The following is a 20101-nucleotide window of genomic DNA, read 5'->3' as shown; positions in this document are numbered from 1 at the left end:
CCGCCTTTCCCCCCTCATCAGCCGTGTCTCAGCAGGGAATCCCGACATGACGCACAGCGCACGACTTCTCGGCCGCGCGAGACGCCTGGCGGGCCATCTCGCCGGGCCGACCGCCGCCGCGATGCTCCTGACCCTCGCCGCTCCCGCCCTCCCCGCGCAGGCGGCACAGACGGCCGAAACCCCGGGCCTCACCGACGGTCTGGCTCTCTGGTACAAACTCGACGGCGGATCCGGGACCACCGTGAGCGACGCCTCCGGCAACGGCCGCGACGGCACGGTGAGCGGCACCGCCGACTGGTCGGCATCCGGTCAGGGGCTCGCCTTCAACGGATCCGACACCTACATCAAGGTGCCGGACGACGTCATGAAGGGCATGGACTCGATCACCGTCTCCCTGGACGTGCTCCTCGACTCCGCGCAGACCACGCCGTACTTCCTCTACGGCTTCGGCAACTCCAGCGGCGGCAACGGCAACGGCTACCTGTTCACGACCGGCAACTCACTGCGCACCTCGGTGGCGACCGGCAACTGGTCCACGGAACAGACCACGAAGCCGTCCGACTCCCACAACCTCACCCGCGCGGTCTGGAAGCACCTCGCCTACACCCAGACCGGCACCACCGGCGTGCTCTACGAGGACGGCGTCGAGGTGGGCCGCAACACGTCGGTGACCATCACCCCCGGCGCGATCGGCTCCGGCACCACCACCGCCAACTACATAGGCAAGTCCGTGTACTCCGGCGACAAGCTCTTCAAGGGCCGCATCCGCGACTTCCGCGTATACGACCGCGCACTGGCCGGCTCGGAGGTCGAGCAACTCGCCCTCCCCGTCGACACGCACGGCGTCGCCGACGACAAGGCGGCCCTCAGCCTCGGTGACACCAGCGCCGTCACCGCCGACCTGGACCTGCCGAAGACCGGTACGGCGGGCGGCTCCACGATCAGCTGGGCCAGCGACAACCCCGCCCTCGTCTCGGACGCCGGCAAGGTGACGCGCCCGGCCGCCGGTGCACCGGACGGCCACGCCACGCTCACGGCGACCCTGAAGAAGGGCACGGTCACCGACACCCGCACCTTCGAGGTCACGGTCCTGCCCGACTTCGACGACGCCACCGCCACCCGGCAGGCCGCCGACGCGCTGAGCGTCCACAACCTCGACGACGTGCGCGGCAACCTCACGCTCCCGTCGGGCGGTTCGTACGGCACGCAGGTCGCCTGGTCCTCCGCGAACCCGGACGTCGTCTCCGCCGACGGTGTGGTCCACCGCCCCGCGCACGGCGACGGCGCCACCACCGTCGAGCTGACCGCCACCGTCACCAAGGGCGGGGCGACCGCCACCCGCACCTTCACCGCACACGTGCCCGAACTGCCCGCCAAGGCGGCCCTCAAGGGCTATATGTTCAGCTACTTCACCGGCGAGGGCACCGCGGACGGCGAACAGGTCTACAACGCCCTCAGCAAGGGCAACGACCCTTTGCACTGGCGGGAGTTGAACGACGGCAAGCCCGTCCTGACCTCCACGCTCGGCGAGAAGGGCCTGCGCGACCCGTTCATCATCCGCTCCCCCGAGGGCGACAAGTTCTACCAGATCGCCACCGACCTCAGGATCTACGGCAACGGCGACTGGGACGCCGCCCAGCGCACCGGCAGCAAGTCCATCATGATCTGGGAGTCCACCGACCTGGTGCACTGGACGAACCAGCGGCTGGTGAAGATCTCCCCCGACAGCGCGGGCAACACCTGGGCGCCGGAGGCCTTCTACGACGCGAAACGCGGCGAGTACGTGGTCTTCTGGGCGTCGAAGCTGTACGACAACGCCGAGCACAGCGGCGACACGTACAACCGCATGATGTACGCCACCACCCGCGACTTCTACACGTTCAGCGAGCCCAAGGTGTGGATCGACCGCGGCTACTCGGTCATCGACTCCACGATGATCCAGCACGACGGGACGTACTACCGCCTCTCCAAGGACGAGCGGAACAACACCTCCTCCACCCCCAACAGCAAGTTCATCTTCGAGGAGAAGAGCGACTCGATCCTGGGCTCCTGGGACCCGGTCGCCGAGGGCATCGGCAAGGGCGCGATGAGCGCGGCCGAGGGCCCGCTGGTGTTCAAGTCGAACACCGAGGACAAGTGGTACGCCTTCCTCGACGAGTTCGGCGGCCGTGGCTACATCCCGTTCGAGACTACGGACCTGGCCTCCGGCCACTGGACCCCGTCCACCGGCTACGACCTGCCGGCCAGGCCCCGCCACGGCACCGTCCTGCCTGTCACCCAGGCCGAGTACGACCGTCTGCTGCGCGCCTACCAGCCCGACCAGCTGGTGGAGAGCGTCGAGGGCGTCAAGGTGAAGACGAAGACCGGTCAGGCGCCGGTCCTGCCGGCCACCGTGATCGCGAAGTACGCCGACGGCGTCGCACGGCCGGTCGCCGTCACCTGGGACGACGTCCCGGCCTCGGCCTACGCGAACCCCGGGACCTTCACCGTGGCCGGCAGCCTGCCGGACGGCACCGCCCTCCCGGTCCAGGCCGAGGTCACGGTGTCGGAGGAGGGCGCCGACGTCCCGGCCGACCTGCTCCTGCACTACGACTTCGACGAGACGGGCGGCAACATCGCCCACGACTCCAGCGGACACGGCTACCACGGCACCTACGTCCACACGCCCGACTTCGGCACGGGTGTGCGGGGCGGCTCGTTCAAGATGTCCGGCGACGCCTCGACTTCGCCGTATGTGAAGATCCCGAACGGCGTGCTGAAGAACGCGGGCAGCGTGACCGTGTCGACGTACGCCAAGTGGAAGGGCGGCAGCAGCTTCCAGTGGCTGTTCGGGCTCGGCCCCGACAGCGACAAGTACCTCTTCGCCACCCCCTCCAACGGCGGCTCCAGCCTCTACTCGGCGATCACCAAGGCCAGTTGGTCGGCGGAGTCGAAGCTGACGGCCGGCTCGCAGCTCACACCCGGCGAGTGGCGGCACGTCACCGTCACCCTCGACGGCTCGACCGGCACGATGGTCCTCTACGTCGACGGCATCGAGGCGGCCCGCACCACGACCACCATCAAGCCGTCCGAGCTGTACGACGCGAACAAGGACTACAGCGGCTACATCGGCCGCTCCCTGTACTCGGCCGACCCGTACTTCGGCGGCGAGGTCGACGACTTCCGCATCTACGGCCGGGCCCTGTCGGCCGCGGAGGTCATGGAGCTCAGCGGCAACACGGCGGGCATCGCCAAGGCCACGCACCCCGGTCTGAAGGTCGACGCCATCGTCGACAACGCGGACAGCAGGATCACCCTGCCGATGAAGGAGGGCACCGATCTCACCGCGCTGGCACCGGAGTTCACCCTGGCCCATGGCGCGGCGATCAGCCCCGCCTCCGGCAGCGTGCAGGACTTCAGCAAGCCGGTGACGTACGAGGTGACGGGCTCCGACGGCAAGAAGCGCACCTGGACCGTGACGGCGCTCGTCATGAAGAGCCCGGTGCTGCCCGGCCTGAACGCCGACCCGAACATCGTCCGCTTCGGCGACACCTTCTACCTGTACCCGACGACCGACGGCTTCGACGGCTGGAGCGGTACGCAGTTCAAGGCCTACTCCTCGACCGACCTGGTCCACTGGAAGGACCACGGCGTCATCCTCGACCTCGGCCCGGACGTCTCCTGGGCGGACAGCAGGGCCTGGGCGCCGACCATCGCCGAGAAGGACGGGAAGTACTACTTCTACTTCTGCGCCGACGCGAACATCGGCGTCGCGGTCTCCGACTCCCCGACGGGGCCCTTCAAGGACGCCCTGGGCAAGCCGCTGCTGAAGGCGGGCCAGTTCAGCGGCCAGATGATCGACCCCGCGGTCTTCACCGACGACGACGGGCAGTCGTATCTCTACTTCGGCAACGGCCACGCGTATGTGGTGCCGCTGGGCGCCGACATGACCTCCATCGACACCTCGAAGGTCAAGGACATCACCCCGAGCGGCTACAACGAGGGCTCCTTCGTCATCAAGCGCAAGGGCACCTACTACTTCATGTGGTCGGAGAACGACACCCGGGACGAGAACTACCGCGTCGCCTACGCCACCGGCCCCTCCCCCACCGGCCCCTGGACCAAGCGGGGCGTGATCCTCTCGAAGGACCTCTCCCAGGGCATCAAGGGCACCGGCCACCACAGCGTCGTCCACGTCCCGAACACGGACGACTGGTACATCGCCTACCACCGCTTCGCCATCCCCGGCGGAGACGGCACCCACCGTGAAACCACCATCGACAAGATGGAGTTCGACTCCGACGGTCTGATCGAGAAGGTCGTCCCGACGCTCACGAGCATCGACCCGGTCACCATCGTCCACGCGGGTCCCGACGCCACCGGCACCGAGGGCGCCGCCATCCCGCTGGCCGGCACCGTCTCCGGTGCGGGCACGCCCAAGTGGACGGTGGAGAACGGCGCACCCTGCACGGTCTCCGACCCCAACGCGGCCCGCACCACAGTCACTTGCACCGACAACGGCACCTTCAAACTCACCCTGACGGGCGGCCGCGGAACCGACACCACCACGGTCACGGTCTCCAACGCCGCCCCGTCGATCACCACGGCGACAGGCCCGGCCACCCCGACTCCCGTGGGGGAAAAGGTGGTTGTCACCGCTTCCTTCACCGATCCGGGCACGTCCGACAGCCACACGTGCACGATCGACTGGAAGGACGGCACCCGACCGGCATCGGGCCGCCTCACCGACTCCGGCGACACCTGCCGGGCCGAGCACGTCTACGCCGCCGCGGGCATCCACCGCCCGGTGATCACCGTCTCGGACGACGACGGGGGCACGGACAGCACGACGCTCCCCGAGGTGATCGTCTACGACCGTGACGCCGGTCCGGCGTTCGGCGCGGGCACGTTCACGTCACCGGCCGGCGCCTTCCCGGCCAGGCCCGCTCTGACCGGCAAGGCGGCGTTCACCTTCGGCGCCCGGTACCGAAAGGGGGCCACCACCCCCACCGGTGAGGCCGCGTTCGTCCTCGGCGCCGCCAAGCTCGCCTTCCGCTCGACCGGCTCCGACTGGCTCGTGATCACCGGCTCCCGGGCCGTCTACCAGGGCTCCGGCACGGTCGACGGACACGGCGGCTACGGGTTCCGCATCACCGCCACCGACGGACCTGACACGTACCGCATCAGGATCTGGAAGAAGTCCAGCGGCGACGTCGTCTACGACAACCAGGACGGTACGAGGACCAGCGGCACCGTCAGGATCGGAGACCACCGGGACTAGGCGCACCCTCCCCGCGCCCGAGAGGGCGCGGGGAACCAGCCCCCCTGTCAACTCATGGCTGACTTCGGTTGATTGACCGATCAAACCTGGTCACAAGTCTAGGGACGCAGCATGCTCCGAGCGTAGGGTGAGACACCATGGGGGAACTGCGTGCGGACTGGAGACTCAGGCTGCGGCATGAGGGCGCTGACGGGCCCATCTGCGGTGCCGGCGTACTCGTCGACCAGGACACGGCACTGACCTGCGCACATGTGGTGGAGCGCCCTGACGCCGTCATGTGGCTGGAGTTCGCGGAGAACAGCGACCTGGAACCGGTGGCCGCCCGCGTCCTGCCCGGCGGCTGGCTCCCCGACCGCGAGAACGGCGAGGACGTCGCCGTGCTGCGCCTGGACAGCCCACGCCCGCAGGCGCGCCCCGCCCCACTGGAGCGCGCACTGCACGGCGGCATGGAGGTGTACGCGACCGGCTACGCGGTGGGCTTCGACGACGGCATGAGCCTGTGGGGCCGGATCAGCGGGGCCAGCGGCGATCTGGTCCAGCTCGACGCCGTCACCAAGGCGGAGGTGGTCCGCCGGGGCTTCAGCGGCGCCGGCGTGTGCACCGGGCCGCGTGAAGGGCCTCCCGTGCGGGTGGTCGGCCTCGTCGTCAGCTGGCGCGGCGACATGAACGAGGTGCTGCCGGAGAAGAACCGGCTCGCCTTCTCGTATCTGATCCCCATCGAGCGCATCGCAGGACTCTCGCCGCTCGTCGACGAGTTGAGCCGCCCCTCCGCATGGGACCGCGACTTCGAGGAGCGGTCGATCCGGTGGTTCGAGGACCCGGACGAGGACCCGGTGAAGATCACCGTGGTGGCCCCGGGCAGCGGCAAGGACCGCTCGCTGCGCCATCTGCTGCACCGCGCCGACGTCGTCCATCGCGGCGGCGCCAGCAGACCGGACCTCGCCGACCGCGCCCTGGACAGGATCACCGTCCCGACCGGCGAGTACCTGGCGTACTGGTACTGGCTGCTCGGCCGCAAGCCCCGGCCCGCGCGGGTGACCGACCGCGCTCCCGTCCGCCCGGTCACGGTCCTTGTCGACGGCCTCGACGAGGAAGCCGAGCCGGGTCCGCTGATCGAACTCCTGGTCCGATTACGGGTCCTCGGCGTCCGGCTGCTGCTCGTCTTCCGCCACGAGGGCGGCACCGGCTGGAACGCCGCCCGCGACCAACTCCTGCGGCCCGCGCTGCTCGCCCATGCGGACGCGCTGGTCACCCGTCTGCAGAACGCGGAGTTCGGCCGCGCGATCCGGCGCGACGTCGTCGACAGCGCCTCCCTCAGCCGCGCGACCGAGACCGCCGACCGGCGGCGGCACGAGCTCCGCGTGATCGAAGCCCTCTCGGAACCGCATCAGCAACTGTCCCGGCTGCGCGGGCTGATCAAGACCGTCCGAGCCGACCTCCGGCACCACGGAGGCCACGGATGAGGGGCTCCGCCCGGCCCGGGCGGCGGAGGAGGGCAAGAGCATGACGGCCTGCCCGCACCGGCGTTTCAGCGGAGCCCCCTGCGGCGGCACCGTGCTGCCCACCGGTTACTGCTCCGACTGCGGCCGTGCCGAAAACGCCCCCGAGCTGCCCGCCCTGCCCGAGAACCCGCGGGAGTTGGGACCCGGCGACCTCCTGGCGCTGCCCCGGCGCGTGCCGCGCCCCGCCGAGGCACGCCTCATCGACCCCCAGGCGCCGCTGCGCATCACCATGGCCTGTTCGTCCGCCGACTGCGGCATCACCTTCGCGCCGCCCTACACCGAGGGCCCGGTGCCGACCGAGGGGCACTGCCCGGTCTGCGGCCGTCCCTACTCGTACCGTCCCGAACTGGCCGAGGGCGACATGCTGCGCGACCAGTACCGGATCATGGGGCCCATCGCGCACGGCGGGCAGGGCTGGGTCTACCTCGCCGAGGACACCCATCTCGGCGACGTCGTCGCCGTCAAGGGACTGCTCAACCGGTACGAGCAGGACGGCGCCCGGCTCGCCGACGTCGAACGCCAGAACCTCGTCGCGATCCGCCACCCGCGCATCGTGCAGATCCGCGACTTCGTCGCCCGCAGCGACGCCGACGGCCAGGTCACCGGCGGCTACATCGTCATGGACGACGTCGGCGACGGCACCCTCGAGAAGGTCGTCGAGGAGACCCGGCGCGGCGAGACGGTCCTCGACATCGAGCACGTCGCCGCATACGGCTGCCAGATCCTGGAGGCCTTCGTCCATCTGCACGCCGGCCGCGAACGCGTCTTCGTGTACGGGGACATGAAGCCCTCGAACGTCGTGCACCACGAGGACGGCGTCAAGGTCATCGATCTCGGCGGCATGCGCGAACACGGCCAGAGCCGGCCCCCGGCCCATGTGACGCCCCCGTACATGGCGCCCGAGACCGCGTTCCTGCCGGGCCCCACCGTCGCCCACGACCTGCACACCGTCGGTGTCACCCTGCGGGAACTCGGCGGCTGGGCCGTCGACAAGGTGCCGGGTCTCGGCTCCGCCTCGTTCTGGCGGGTCGTCGAGCGTGCCGTGCGGCCGAACCCGGGCGAGCGGTTCGCCGACGCCCGGGAGATGGCCGGCCAGCTGCGCGGCGCGCTGCGGGAGATCCGTGCACTGCGCGGCAAGAGCGACCCGCCCGAGCCCTCCGACTACTTCCGGCCGTCCCCGCAGCTGCTCGGGGCCCGGCTCGGCACGGTCCCGGGCATCGAGCACTGGCTGGAGCGCCCGCGCCGCTTCCGCTACGAACCGCCGGTGGCCCCCGCCCTCGACCTGGGCGCCCCCACGCCGGCCGAGATCGCCCGCTGTCTGCCGGTGCCGCGGCGTTATCCGGGCGATCCGCAGACCGCGCGGTTCGAGGTGAGCAGCGGCTACGACCCCGGCCAACTCCTCGACCAGGAGGACCGGGAGCCGCGCTCGGTGGAGATCTGCCTGCACAACGTGCGCGTCCTGCTGGACCGCAACACCGAGGACGACCTCAACCGGGCGCAGCTGGAGCTGGACACCGCCGACTCCATCCCCGGGCCGTCCGCCGTGCGCCGGTGGCGGCTGGAGTGGCACCGCGCGCTGCTCGCCCTGCGCAGCGCCGGCCTGCACGACGACCCCCGGCAGGTCGCCGAGGCCAGGACCCACTTCGCTCAGGTGCACCTCGAACTGCCCGGCGAGTACGCGCCCAAACTGGCCCTCGCCTACTGCGGGGAGCGGCTCGGCGACGACCGGGCCGGGCCCACCGCCAAGGAACTGTACGAGGCCGTGTTCGCCCGCAACCCCGCGCACGGCGGCGCCGCCCTCGGCCTGGCCCGCCTCGCGCTGCGGGCGGGCGACCGCGGGGCGGCCCTCGACGTGCTCGGCCGGGTCCGCCCCAGCACCCTGGACCACACCGTGGCCCGGATCGCCTCCCTGCGCATCCGCGCGGCCCGGCTGCCCGGGGACGGCGATCAGCTGCCCGCACCGGCCGACGTGGACGCGGCGCTGGCCGAACTGGCCGGCCTGGTGGACCAGACACCGGGCGCCGGTGAGCCGAGCCTGTCCGAGGACGAGGCGCTGCGCCTGAGCACCGAACTGCACGAATGGAAACTGGACGCCCTGCACGGCCTGAGCGACCGGCCAGGCGCCACGGAAGGAGACGCCCGACGGGTGTACGTCCGCAGCCTCAGACGCATGAGCGCGGCGGAACGCGAGCTGCGCAGACGGATGGAGTCGCACTACCGGCAACTGGCCGCACGCAACCGGGAGTCGGCCGCCGCCCATGAGCACCTCGTGGACCTGCTGCACGCGATACGGCCCCAGACCGTGTTCTGACGGTCGGCCGTACGGCAGCGACAGCCCGAACGGCGACGAAGGGAAGGAGCGGTGACGTACGCCATGAGCAGCCACACCCTGCCGCTGCAGCCGGACATCCAGCTGCACGTCGATCTCGACGGTGACCTGCGCCCGCACCGCAGCGCGAAGATCGAGGCACATCTGCAGGTCGACGTGGCCGCCGACAGCGCCCCCGTCGACCTGCCCGCGGTGGAACTCGCCGTGATCATCGCGGTGGACGTCGCCGAGGCCAACCGGCCGGCCGTACGGCACGCTCTGGCGGCCGCACTGCGCGCCCTGCCCGACGGTATCTCCTTCACCGTGATCGGCAGCGGCCCCGAACCGGTGCGGTGCTATCCGTGCGGCGATGCCAAGTGGGCCGTCGCCGACCACGCCGAGAAGCGCCGGGCCGTCTTCGCCGCGGGCGCGCTCCCGCTGCACCGGGACGGTCCGCGGCCCGCCGGGTACGCCGTCTGGGCGGCCGGCGCTCGCGCCCTGCTCACCGGCCGCCCGCTCTCCGTACGCCATCTGGTGCTGATCACCGACGGCAGCAGCGCCCCGGGCGAGACCCGGCTCGAGGAGGAACTGGAGGCCTGCGCCGGGCAGTTCACCTGCGATGTGTTCGCCGTGGGCGCGGACTGGAACCCCGACCCGCTGCTGGCCCTCGCCGAACGGCTGCACGGCACCGCGGAGTTCGTGGAGGAGGGGCTCGGCGGGGCGATCACCGGCGCCATCGAGCGGCTGCGCCGGGTGCACACCCCGCAACTGCCGATCGAGGTGACCGTGCGGCCCTCCGTGCGCCAGGTCTCGCTCAGCGAGAAGGCACCGAGGCCGCGCCGCCTGGGCGCACTGCCGCAGCCCGACCGACCGCACCGCTGGTGCTTTCCGACCTACCAGTGGCAGGAGCAGGGCAGGCGCGACTATCTGCTCACCCTCGTCGCCGACGCGGACGCCGACCCGCTGGAGACCGACCTGCAGTTCGCCATGGTCTCCATCGGCGATGTCCATGCGCCCGTCGTCGCCCGCTGGCACCGCCCCGGACCGGCTCCGGCGCACGCCTCGGCGGGCGCTGCCAGCGTGCGCTTCCTGACCGGCACCGCCGCCATGCGCAATGCCCTCCGGGAGGGCCTCGAAGCTCTCCAGGAAGGCCAACGGGAGGTCGCCGAACGCTGCTTGGGGCAGGCCGCGAGCATGGCGGAGAAGTTCGACGCGGAGTGGGTACTGGGTGAGATCCGCGAGGTCGCCGAGATCGAGTACGCCGCCGCGGGGCGGGTCCGGCTGCCGACCGCCGTCGACTCCGGCGCCCTCCGCCCGATGATCCTGCGCGCCGGCTCCCATCCCGGCGGAACCCTGACCGACACGGTCTTCCCGCGTCCGGGCCCGCGCTGCAGACACTGCTCCACCCCGGCCGGGAGCGAGGCCCGTTACTGCATCGTCTGCGGGAAGGAGCTGCTGTGACGAGCGGACTCGCTGCCTCCCGGCGGGGCCACTCCCTTGCCGCCTTCTGGCGCGGACGGCTGAGTCCCTGGCGAACCCGCCGGCTGCTGGAGGTACACCTCCTGGTCCTCACGACATGCGCGGTGGTGGCGGTGGCCTCCCTGCTCCTGTCCTACCACCAGACCCAGCGCGGCGCCGAGGCGCTCTCGTCCCGGGAGGCACCGGCCGTGCAGGGCCTTGCCGCCGCCCGGCTCGCGGTGTTGCGTGCCGAGTGGGAGACCGAGGTCCTGTGGCACAAGGACCTCATCCGTGTCGCGGGCTCCGGCGAGACCTACCGGTCCCAGCTCTCCGCCGCCGACCAGAGCCTGTCCCGGATCGCGGACCGGACGGACCAGGACCTCGGCACCGTCAACGGTCTGCTCGCCACCTACGGCCAGTCCCTCAACCTCGGCACGTCCCAGTACCAGCACCAGGACTTCATGCAGGAGCAGAAGCTCAAGGAGGCGAGGTCGCTGCTCACCCGCCCGGGAGTGGGGCTCGTGCCCCGGCTGGACCGACTGCAGCAGGTCCAACTGAAGCACGCCGAAGCCACCGCTTCCACGGGGTGGGTGCAGCGCAGCGGCTGGTGGGTCTCCGAACTCTCCCTGGCGGCCCTGGCACTGACCCTGGTGTCGGCGCTGTTCGTGCTGCGCGACCGCTGCGGCCGCGACTGGAATCCGTACCTGCTCGCGGGCTTCGTCCTCACGGTGCTGCTCGCGGTCGTCCCGCTGATGACGACGTCCTCCACCGAGGACGACCTCGACAACGCGTTCGGCGACCTGCGGACGATCACCGGGGTCTCGGGGCAGAACTGCTGCGGCGACGAGCTGGTCGGCGCGCAGCAGGCGGTCGCGGAGAAGTCCGAGGACGTCCGGCGGCAACTGGCCGACAACGCCTGGACCGACAGGGTGTACCAGGGCACCTTGATCGGCGGGCTGCTGGTCGTCCTGCTGCCCGCGACAGGGCTCGTGCTCCGGCTCGACAGCGACTACTGGAGGCGACGGTGACCCGGCGGTTCAAGGTGCTGGTGTTCGTCCTGGTGCTGCTACTGACCGCGGCCACCGGCATCGTGGTGGTGTGGGCGGAGCAGGACGACCGGCAGCCGGTGACCATCCTCGGGACGTGGACCGGCACCCAGGAGAAGCAGTTCAGGGAGGTGCTGCGGGGCTTCGGCATCCCGTTCCGCTACCAGGGCACCGCGGCCCAGCGCGAGGTGCTGCTCTCCAAGGTGCAGTCGGGTGAGCCCCCGGACATCGTGATCATGCCGGGTATCGGTGAACTCGCCGAGTACGCGGACCAGAAACGGCTCAAGCGGCTCAACGGCCTCTACGCCCCCCAGCAGTACGGCTCGCCGTGGAGCTCGGCGAGCGGGAGCTCCCGGGACGTGTACTGGGTCCCGGTCAAGGCGGATCTGAAGAGCATCGTCTGGTACCGAGAGGGCCACCGGCCCGCCAACCACCAGGCGTCCCTGACGAGTTGGTGCATCGGCATGGGGGACGACGGCGCCTCCGGCTGGCCCGGTACCGACTGGATCGAGGACCTGGTGCTGCAGCGCTCGGGCCCGCGCATCTACGGAAAGTGGGCGCTGGGCAGGAAGAAGAACGAGCACTGGTGGACCAGTGCTGCGGTGCGCGGCGCCTGGGAGGCATGGGCCCGTCCGTTCCAGAAGGACAAGCCGGCGGCCGCGCACGCCCTGCTCACCGATCACCGCGGCGCCCCGGACGGCCACGGGCTGCTGTTCGGCGGCCGGCACGGATGCACCCTGGAGCACCAGGGCTCCTTCGCCCGCTCCTTCTACGGAGAGGCGGCAGCGAAGCGCGCGGAGCTGATGGACTCCGCCCCGCTGCTGCCCGGAGGGCCGGACCAGGTCCGGGCCCATGAGGTGACCGGTGACTTCGCGGCCCTGTTCAGCGACCGCCGCCAGGCCAAGGACCTGATCGAGCGGCTGGCCTCCAAGGAGGGCCAGCAGCAGTGGGCCGAGGTGGCGCACGTCTTCTCGGCCAACCGCCAGGTCCGTCCGCAGGAGGGCCGGGTCGAGGACGAGATCGCGAAACGGCTCACCGGTGCCGGCCCGCGCTGTCTGGACGCCTCCGACGTCATGGCTCCCGCCGTGCGGGACGCCTTCTACGAGGCCGTTCTGCTGACCCTGGCAAGAGCCGCGGTCCACCAGGACCCCGGCATCCCGCACCTCCTCGCGGACATACAGGCAGTGCAGAACGCACAGCCCACCCCGGGTGCGGCACCGAGGTCGGTCTGCAGCACACAGTGAGCAACTACCGCGCGAGTCCGGCCTTCTGACAGGCGGTCCGGAGCGCGCGGGTGCAGATCTCGTCGTCGGTGTACACACCGTCCTTGACGAGCGTCTGCTCGATGGTGCGGGCCGTGACAGCCCTCGGGGCGAGCAGCACGGACGGGATACGGCTGGTGGTGGGGCTGTCGGTGGTCGTGGTGGCGACGTTGCTCAGATCTTCGCCGCGCCCCAGCGCCACGGCCATGGCGGCGGCCGCGGCCGCCTCCGCCCGGAAGGGCTTGTACACCGTCATGTACTGCTCGCCCGCGACGATGCGCCGTACGGCGTCGAGGTCCGCGTCCTGACCGGTGACCGGGGGAAGCGGCCTGACGCCCGCGCGTTTGAGCGCGGAGAGGGCACCCGCGGCTATCGCGTCGTTGGCCGCCAGGACCCCACCGATCCGGTCCGGGCCCAGGGCCGCGACGGCGGCGGTCATCTGGGCGTGGGCGTCGTCCGTGCTCCAGCCCTGGATGTCGTACGACCTGCCGATCCTGACCTTGCCCGCCAGCACGGACAGGGCGCCTTTTCTGTACCAGGCGGCGTTGGGGCTGGTCGGATCGCCGTTCAGCATGACGACCTGGCTGGTCTTCGTCCGGCCGTCCATCGCCTTCAGGAGCGCCTCGCCCTGGAGCCTGCCGACCTGTGCTCCGTCGAAGCTGACATAACCGGAGATGGGGCCTTCCGCGAGCCGGTCGTAGGCGACGACCGGTACGTCCGCCCGGTGGGCCTCGACGATGGAGGACCGCATGGCCCGCGCGTCGGCGGCGTCGAGGATCAGGACCCGGACCCCCGTGGTGATCATGGAGGTCAGCTGCTGCCGCTGCCGGTCCGCGTCGTTCTCGGCGTTGGCGTACTTCACGGCGCAGCGCGGGCACAGCTCCTTCAGCCGCTTCTCGATCAGCGGTCGGTCGGAGTGCTCCCAGCGGGGGACCGATCGGCTCGGGAGCAGGAGGCCTACGGTGAAGCTGTCCGATCCCGCCTTGCCGTCTCCCCCGCAGGCCGCCTGGGACAGCGTCATGAGCCCCGCGACGAGGGCGGCGACGACAGGCCACAGGCGGGTTCTCACCGCCCGCCCCCTCGTTCCGTTCCCGGGCCCGAGGCGGAGGGCACCGATGCTCGTCCGGGCAGGACGATCTCGCTCCACACCTGTTTGCCGCCGGCCACCGGCATCGAGCCGAAGGACTCCGACATCGCCTCGACCAGGAGCAGTCCCCGGCCGCCGGTGGACTCCCAGTCCACGATCACCGGCTTGGCGGGGGCACGGGGCGAGGAGTCGGCCACGCAGACCCGTACGCGGTCGCCACGGAGCATGAGGTCGAGGCGGACCGGGCCCTGTGTGTGCACCAGGGCGTTGGTGACGAGCTCGGACACGACCAGCAGGACCGCGTCGGCCACGTCCTCTGCCTGCCAGTTGCGCAGGGTGCGGGCGGTGAAGCGACGGGCGTGCATGACGGCGTCGGGCAGCCGCCACACCACCCAGCCGGCCCTGATCGGCCGGGTCCCCATGCCGTCGTAGCGCAGCAGCAGCACCGCGACGTCGTCCTCACGGCGGCCGACTTCGCCGAGCAGTTGGTCGGCCATGCGCCCCAGATCCGCCGGATCGGCCGCGGCGAGCGCCGCGCGGGTCTGGTTCATGCCCTCGTCGAGGGGCAGGCCGGCGGCCTCGACCAGGCCGTCGGTGACCAGGGCGAGGACCGTGCCGGGAGACAACTCGACCGAGGTCATGGGGAATTCCGCCTCTTCGAGGATGCCCAGCGGGAGTCCGCCCTCGACCTCGATCTCCTCGGTGCCGCCGTCGGGGTGGCGCACCAGGGGGGCGAGGTGCCCGGCCCGGACGAAGAGGGTGTTGCCCTGCTCCAGGTCCAGTTCGGCGTAGCAGCAGGTGGCGAAGAGGTCGGTCTCCATGCCGACGAGCAGGCGGTTGGCGTGGGAGACGACCACGTCGGGCGGGTGCCCCTCCACGGCGTAGGCCCTGACGGCCGTACGCATCTGGCCCATGATGGTCGCGGCTCCGGCGCTGTGCCCCTGGACGTCGCCGATGACCAGGGCCACGCGGTCCTCGGACAGGGCGATGACGTCGTACCAGTCGCCGCCGACCTGCAGTCCCCGTCGGGCGGGCAGATACCGGGCCACGGCCGTCCCGCCGGGCAGCTCGGGCAGGCGACGGGGCAGCAGGCTGCGCTGCAGCATGGTCGCGAGTTCCTGCTCGGCGTCGTGCTCGTGGGCCCGCTTGAGGGCCTGTCCGACGAGCGCCGCGGTGGCGGTCAGCAGGGACCGCTCGTCGGGGGCGAACTCGTGCGGCTGGTCCCAGCCGACCATGCAGAGGCCGGCGACGCGGCCCTTGGCGGGCAGCGGCAGGACGGCCAGGCCTCCGTCGCCGATGCCCGCGAGGTTCGGTTCGAAGGCCGTACCGGCCGGCCACAGGTCCAACCTCCCGTCCCGCAGGGCGAGTTGGAGGGTGGGCAGGGCGCTGACCGGCGCGTCCGGCCACTCGGTGCGCCACTCGGCGCGCCAGGCCTGAGGCCAGGCGGCGGGCTGCGGTGGATCGAGCACGGTGACCATGAGCCGGTCGCCCTGCAGCTCCGCAAGGGCCACCCGGTCGGCGCCCAGCGGCTCCCGAAGCGCGGTGACCACGACACGGCCGACGTCACGGACGGTGGTGGCGTCGTCGAGTGCGGCGGTCAGCCACTGGATCCTGGAGACGTCGTCGGGGCCGCCGCGCAGCACGGAGGTCGCCGTCACCACGCCCAGCACCTGCTCGGGGCGGTCGTCGGTGCCCGCCACGACCCGGCAGCTCAGGCTCAGCCAGCGCATCTCCCCCGTCGGGCCGCGCACCCGGAACTCCAGCTCCCGCCGGCCGAACGCCTGGGGAGCCGGTTCCAGGACCGACACCAGGGCGTGCATGTCCTCGGGCAGGGCGTGCGCGAGCAGGGTGTCCGCCTTGCCGTCGAAGTCGGCCGGCGTGATACCGAGGAGTTCGAGCAGTGCGTCGTCCGCGTCGATCAGGCCGGTGTCGGGCACCAGCACGAACGAGCCGACGCGCAGGCTCCGCAGCGCGGGGCCCAGCAGGGACGAGGGCGGGGACCGGCCGGCAGCGCTCAGAAGCAGACCGGCGACGGCATCGGCGTAGCGCTCCAGGAAGCGGCGCTGTGCGTCCTCGAAACCGTCCGCGCCTCCCCCCACGACGACGAGGCAGCCGAGCCGGCTGCCGTCCGCCTCCAGCGGCAGGGCGCCGAGCGAGGCCTCCGTGTGCGGCGGTGTGGGGGCACCCTCGGGGTAGGCGGCCAGTTCCGCGGGGGTGAGCCACAGCGGCCGGTCGGTGCGGAAGGCGTGCGCGGCGGGTGAGCCCCCCGACAGAGGCAGCCGCTCGGGCAGCCGGTAGTCGGAGACGGCCCAGCGTGCCGTCTCCGCCGGCCTCAGCTCGTCCGAGTCGCCGGCGGGCACGTAGACGGCTGCCATGACCACTCCGGCGAAGGCCAGGGCGCGCTCGCCCGCTGCCGTCTCCGGCACCGCGGGCAGCCCGCCCGGGTCCGCGGCATCGGCTCCGGATGCCCGCAGCTGAGAGACTCCGGCCCGGGCACCGCCGTCTTCAGGCATGTCCGCAACCTACCTCCCGTCCGTGCCGCGGATGCGGCTGAGATCGGGCGTCCCCACAACAGAATCGCATATCAGAGCAAACCGCCACTGCATTCGCAGATCGCCGTGGCCGGTGCCACACTGACGGCATGGTCGTCTTGCCGCTCGCGTGAGAGGGCCAGGTGTCGCCGCGTGCGGGCAGCGACCAGTGCACTTCTGGATCTCCATGCCGGCGTGACCACCCGACCCGCGCTCGGAGGGAGGTCTCGCGCATGAAGGCCTGCATACGGGGCGCGGCCGCCGTCATGACCGCGGTCTCGACGGCCGTGGCAGTGCCGGCCTGCGGGTCGGGCACCGACAGCGACTCCGACGGGGGGACCGCACCGAAGATCGCCCTGCTGCTGCCGGATGCCACCACGGCCCGCTGGGAGACACAGGACAGGCCCTTGCTCGAGAAGAAGATCATGGAGCTGTGCCGGCGCTGCACGATCGAGTCCGCCAATGCCAAGGGCGATGTGGCGTTCCAGCAGGACCAGATGGACTCGGTGATCACCAAGGGCGTCGATGCGATCGTGCTCGTGGCGGTGGACGCCAGATCGCTCGGCACTTCGGTGCGGGAGGCGGCTCAGGCGCACATCCCGGTGATCGCCTACGACCGGCTCGCGCAGGGCCCGATCTCGGGCTACGTCTCCTTCGACGGCGAGGAGGTCGGCAGGCTCCAGGGCAGGGCCCTGCTGAAGGCCATGGGCAACCGCGGCCGACCGCCCCAGATCGTCATGATGAACGGCGATCCCAGCGACCCCAACTCGGTGTCGTTCAAGAAGGGCGCGCTGTCCGTGCTCTCGGGCAGAGTGAAGATCGGCAAGGAGTACGACACACCGCAGTGGCGGCCGGAGATCGCGAACACCAACATGTCCGGCGCCATCGCAGCCCTGGGCGTGGCCAACATCCACGGGGTCTACTCCGCCAACGACGGTCTGGCCGGGGGCAGCATCTCCGCCCTCAAGGCGAACAAGGTCGACCCGCTGCCCCCGGTCACCGGGCAGGACGCCGAACTCGGGGCCGTGCAGCGCATCGTGGCCGGCGATCAGTACATGACCGTCTACAAGCCGTTCGGCCCCGAGGCCTCCGCCGGCGCCGCCATGGCCGTGGCAGCGGCCCGCCGGACCGCCCTGGAAAAGGTCGCCAGGGACAAGGCCACCACCAGCGGCGGGAAGACGGTTCCGGCCGTCCTGCTCACCCCCGTGTCCGTGACCGCCGCCAACATCGGGAACACCTTGGTCAAGGACGGCTTCTACACCGTCCGCCAGATCTGCGTCCCCCGGCTCGAGGCCGCCTGCAGCAGGTCCGGACTGACCTGACGAACCGGCTTCGACCGAGTCCGAGCCCCGGGAAGGAGATGGTCTTGGTGCCGGATTCCCCCTTGCTGGCGCTGCACGGCGTGTGCAAACGCTTCGGTGCCGTCGAGGTCCTCAAGGACGTCGAGCTGGAGATCCGCGCCGGCCAGGTCGTCGCCCTGCTCGGCGACAACGGCGCCGGCAAGTCCACCCTCGTCAAAGTGATCTCCGGCGTCGCCCCCGCGGACAAGGGCGTCATCGAGTGGGAGGGCCGCACGGTGCACATCAGGCGCCCGCACGACGCCCGGGACCTCGGCATCGCCACCGTCTACCAGGACCTCTCGCTGTGCGGGAACCTCGACGTCGTCGGCAATCTCTTCCTCGGCCGGGAGATCCGCAGGTTCGGGTTCCTCGACGAGATGGAGATGGAGAGCCGCACCATCGAGCTGCTCGAACGCCTCACCAGGACCGTGCCCGCACTGCGCGCCCCGGTGGTCTCCCTGTCCAGCGGCCAGCGCCAGACGGTCGCCATCGCACGGTCGCTCCTCGGCGAGCCCCGGGTCCTGCTGCTGGACGAACCGACCGCGGCGCTGGGCTTCGAGCAGACCACCGAGGTCCTGGACCTCGTCGACGCGCTGCGTGACCGCGGCATGGGAGTGCTGCTGATCAGCCACAACATGGGGGACGTCAAAGCGCTCGCGGACCGGGCCGCGGTGCTGCGGCTCGGCCGCAACAACGGCTTCTTCAACGTGAACACCGCCTCCCAGGAACAGATCATCTCCTCCATCACCGGTGCCACCGAGAACGTGCCCCGGCGGCCGGCCACCCACGAGGCGTGGTGAAAGGGATGCGCCGCATGACGGACAACACGCGGGCCGACGAGGCCACGGCCGCCGAGGCCCGCGGGCCGCACGGCCGCGCGGCCCTCGCCCTCGCCGTGAAGGACGGGGCCGACTTCCTGCGGCGCAGGTTCCGCGCCGGTGAACTGGGCTCGCTGCCCGTGGTCCTCGTTCTCGCCACGGTCTGGATCATCTTCCAGTCCCTCAATGACAACTTCCTCTCACCCCGCAACCTGTCCAACCTCAGCGTGGACATCGTGGGCACCGGCCTGATCGCGGTCGGCATCGTGTTCGTGCTGCTGCTCGGTGAACTCGACCTGTCGGTGGGCTCGATCAGCGGCTTCGCCGCGGCCATCTTCGCCGTGCTGAACGTGAACAACGGCGTGCCCGAATGGATCGCCCTCGTCCTCGCGGTGCTGGCGGGCACCGCGGCGGGAGCCCTCCAGGGCTTCTCCTGCGCCAAGACCCGGGTACCGGCCTTCGTCGTCACGCTGGCGGGGCTGCTCACCTGGAACGGCCTGATGCTCTACGTCCTCGGCACCAGCGGCACGGTCAACCTCGACGAGAACGGGCTCGTCGCCGACTTGACCAGCTACTACTTCACCAATGACGCCGTCGCCTACGGCCTGGCGGCGCTCTGCGTGGGCCTCGTCTTCCTGATCTCGTACCTGGACCGGCGCCGCCGCGTGGCCGCCGGCATGCCGCACCGCTCACTACGGGACATCGTGGTGCGCGCGGGCGGACTCGCGGTGGTCGCGTTCACCACGGCGTATCTGCTCAACCGGTTCCAGGGGCTGCCGCTCGCCCTGCTGATCTTCCTCGTGGTGGTGGCAGGCCTGGACATCGTGCTGCGCCACACGCACTACGGCCGGCAGGTCTACGCACTGGGCGGCGGCGTCGAGGCGGCCCGCCGCGCCAGCCTCAATGTGACGGGTATCCAGACCGCGGTGCTCGCGGTCTCCGGGACGATGGCCGCGGTCGGCGGTCTGTTCCTGGCCTCGCGCATCACCTCGGTCAGCCAGAGCTCGGGATCGGGCGTCCTGCTGCTCAACGCCATCGCGGCAGCCGTCATCGGCGGCACCAGTCTGTTCGGGGGGCGCGGTACGACCTGGTCCGCGGTGCTCGGCATGCTGGTCATCCAGTCGATCGCGTCCGGAATGGCGATCACGGACACTCCCACGGCCATCCAGTTCGTCATCACGGGCGGGGTGCTCTTCGCCGCGGTGGTCATCGACGCGCTGTCGCGCCGCTCGCAGGAGGCGCACGGGCGGGCCTGACACACCGGCCTTCTTGGCGATAGGTCCGCCGCAGACCACCCCCCGCCGCACACAGCACTCCCGAGCCGCTCACCCGTCCCGCCGGACCGGGGAGAAAGGCGACGCGGCGGCCTCCGCAGGCAAGGCCCCCCGCATGACGGTGACCATGGTCACCCGCGCCTGCCCCGGCGACACGCCGGCCCCAACGCCGGCAACCAGGCCAACCCAGCATGCCCGGCATGCCCAGCCGGCGG

At 71.2% G+C, this 20101-nt stretch carries 11 protein-coding genes; 9 read left to right on the top strand and 2 right to left on the bottom strand.

What is annotated here, in order from left to right; translation table 11 throughout:
- Nucleotides 1-46 precede the first annotated feature (46 nt).
- The 6 genes from ABT254_RS03880 to ABT254_RS03855 all read left to right on the top strand — a co-directional run bounded on the left by ABT254_RS03880 (nucleotide 47) and on the right by ABT254_RS03855 (nucleotide 12818).
- Nucleotides 47-5260, top strand: coding sequence for a family 43 glycosylhydrolase (locus tag ABT254_RS03880; protein ID WP_351463187.1), 5214 nt, complete (start codon nucleotides 47-49; stop codon nucleotides 5258-5260).
- 137 nt (nucleotides 5261-5397) lie between these two features.
- Nucleotides 5398-6723 (top strand): S1 family peptidase, encoded by a 1326-nt coding sequence (locus ABT254_RS03875; RefSeq protein ID WP_351463185.1) that lies wholly within the window; start codon nucleotides 5398-5400, stop codon nucleotides 6721-6723.
- 40 nt (nucleotides 6724-6763) lie between these two features.
- Nucleotides 6764-9073, top strand: coding sequence for a tetratricopeptide repeat protein (locus tag ABT254_RS03870; protein WP_351463183.1), 2310 nt, complete (start codon nucleotides 6764-6766; stop codon nucleotides 9071-9073).
- A gap of 63 nt (nucleotides 9074-9136) precedes the next feature.
- Nucleotides 9137-10531 (top strand): vWA domain-containing protein, encoded by a 1395-nt coding sequence (locus ABT254_RS03865; RefSeq protein ID WP_351463181.1) that lies wholly within the window; start codon nucleotides 9137-9139, stop codon nucleotides 10529-10531.
- Entirely contained in the window at nucleotides 10528-11556 is a 1029-nt protein-coding gene (locus ABT254_RS03860) for a hypothetical protein (RefSeq protein ID WP_351463179.1), read from the top strand. The genes ABT254_RS03865 and ABT254_RS03860 overlap by 4 nt, the downstream gene beginning before the upstream one ends.
- On the top strand, nucleotides 11553-12818 hold the full coding sequence (locus ABT254_RS03855) for a carbohydrate ABC transporter substrate-binding protein (protein WP_351463177.1): 1266 nt from the start codon (nucleotides 11553-11555) through the stop codon (nucleotides 12816-12818). Before ABT254_RS03860 ends, ABT254_RS03855 begins: the two co-directional genes overlap by 4 nt.
- Before the next feature lie 4 nt (nucleotides 12819-12822).
- Here the strand turns inward: ABT254_RS03855 and ABT254_RS03850 are convergent, their stop codons facing one another.
- Nucleotides 12823-13905 carry a substrate-binding domain-containing protein gene (locus tag ABT254_RS03850; RefSeq protein ID WP_351463175.1) on the bottom strand — a complete coding sequence of 361 codons (1083 nt, stop codon included), beginning with the start codon at nucleotides 13903-13905 and terminating at the stop codon, nucleotides 12823-12825.
- Complete coding sequence (locus tag ABT254_RS03845) at nucleotides 13902-16436, bottom strand: SpoIIE family protein phosphatase (RefSeq protein ID WP_351463173.1); 2535 nt, start codon at nucleotides 16434-16436, stop codon at nucleotides 13902-13904. The genes ABT254_RS03850 and ABT254_RS03845 overlap by 4 nt, the downstream gene beginning before the upstream one ends.
- A 251-nt stretch (nucleotides 16437-16687) precedes the next feature.
- On the opposite strand from ABT254_RS03845, the gene ABT254_RS03840 reads away from it, so the two are divergent.
- From ABT254_RS03840 to ABT254_RS03830, 3 genes are read left to right on the top strand one after another with little or no spacing between them, the layout of a single operon-like run.
- Complete coding sequence (locus ABT254_RS03840) at nucleotides 16688-17776, top strand: substrate-binding domain-containing protein (RefSeq protein ID WP_351463171.1); 1089 nt, start codon at nucleotides 16688-16690, stop codon at nucleotides 17774-17776.
- Between the two features lie 38 nt (nucleotides 17777-17814).
- Nucleotides 17815-18594, top strand: coding sequence for an ATP-binding cassette domain-containing protein (locus ABT254_RS03835; RefSeq protein ID WP_351463169.1), 780 nt, complete (start codon nucleotides 17815-17817; stop codon nucleotides 18592-18594).
- A 5-nt stretch (nucleotides 18595-18599) separates the two neighbouring features.
- Nucleotides 18600-19868: a sugar ABC transporter permease gene (locus tag ABT254_RS03830; RefSeq protein ID WP_351463167.1), complete on the top strand. Its 1269-nt coding sequence runs from the start codon at nucleotides 18600-18602 to the stop codon at nucleotides 19866-19868.
- The last annotated feature ends 233 nt before the right edge of the window (nucleotides 19869-20101 follow it).

Origin of the sequence: Streptomyces sp. NPDC001137 (assembly GCF_040298885.1) — a bacterium.
GTDB lineage: Bacteria > Actinomycetota > Actinomycetes > Streptomycetales > Streptomycetaceae > Streptomyces.
The sequence above is the reverse complement of the archived record's forward strand: the minus strand, read 5'-3'. Positions and strand labels throughout refer to the sequence as shown.

What these genes read in the sequence shown, in the direction of transcription:
- ABT254_RS03845 (WP_351463173.1), bottom strand. Translation starts at nt 16,436, where the DNA reads ATGCCTGAAGACGGCGGTGCCCGGGCCGGAGTCTCTCAGCTGCGGGCA.
- ABT254_RS03870 (WP_351463183.1), top strand. Translation starts at nt 6,764, where the DNA reads ATGACGGCCTGCCCGCACCGGCGTTTCAGCGGAGCCCCCTGCGGCGGC.
- ABT254_RS03875 (WP_351463185.1), top strand. Translation starts at nt 5,398, where the DNA reads ATGGGGGAACTGCGTGCGGACTGGAGACTCAGGCTGCGGCATGAGGGC.
- ABT254_RS03880 (WP_351463187.1), top strand. Translation starts at nt 47, where the DNA reads ATGACGCACAGCGCACGACTTCTCGGCCGCGCGAGACGCCTGGCGGGC.
- ABT254_RS03830 (WP_351463167.1), top strand. Translation starts at nt 18,600, where the DNA reads ATGCGCCGCATGACGGACAACACGCGGGCCGACGAGGCCACGGCCGCC.
- ABT254_RS03835 (WP_351463169.1), top strand. Translation starts at nt 17,815, where the DNA reads ATGGTCTTGGTGCCGGATTCCCCCTTGCTGGCGCTGCACGGCGTGTGC.
- ABT254_RS03840 (WP_351463171.1), top strand. Translation starts at nt 16,688, where the DNA reads ATGAAGGCCTGCATACGGGGCGCGGCCGCCGTCATGACCGCGGTCTCG.
- ABT254_RS03865 (WP_351463181.1), top strand. Translation starts at nt 9,137, where the DNA reads ATGAGCAGCCACACCCTGCCGCTGCAGCCGGACATCCAGCTGCACGTC.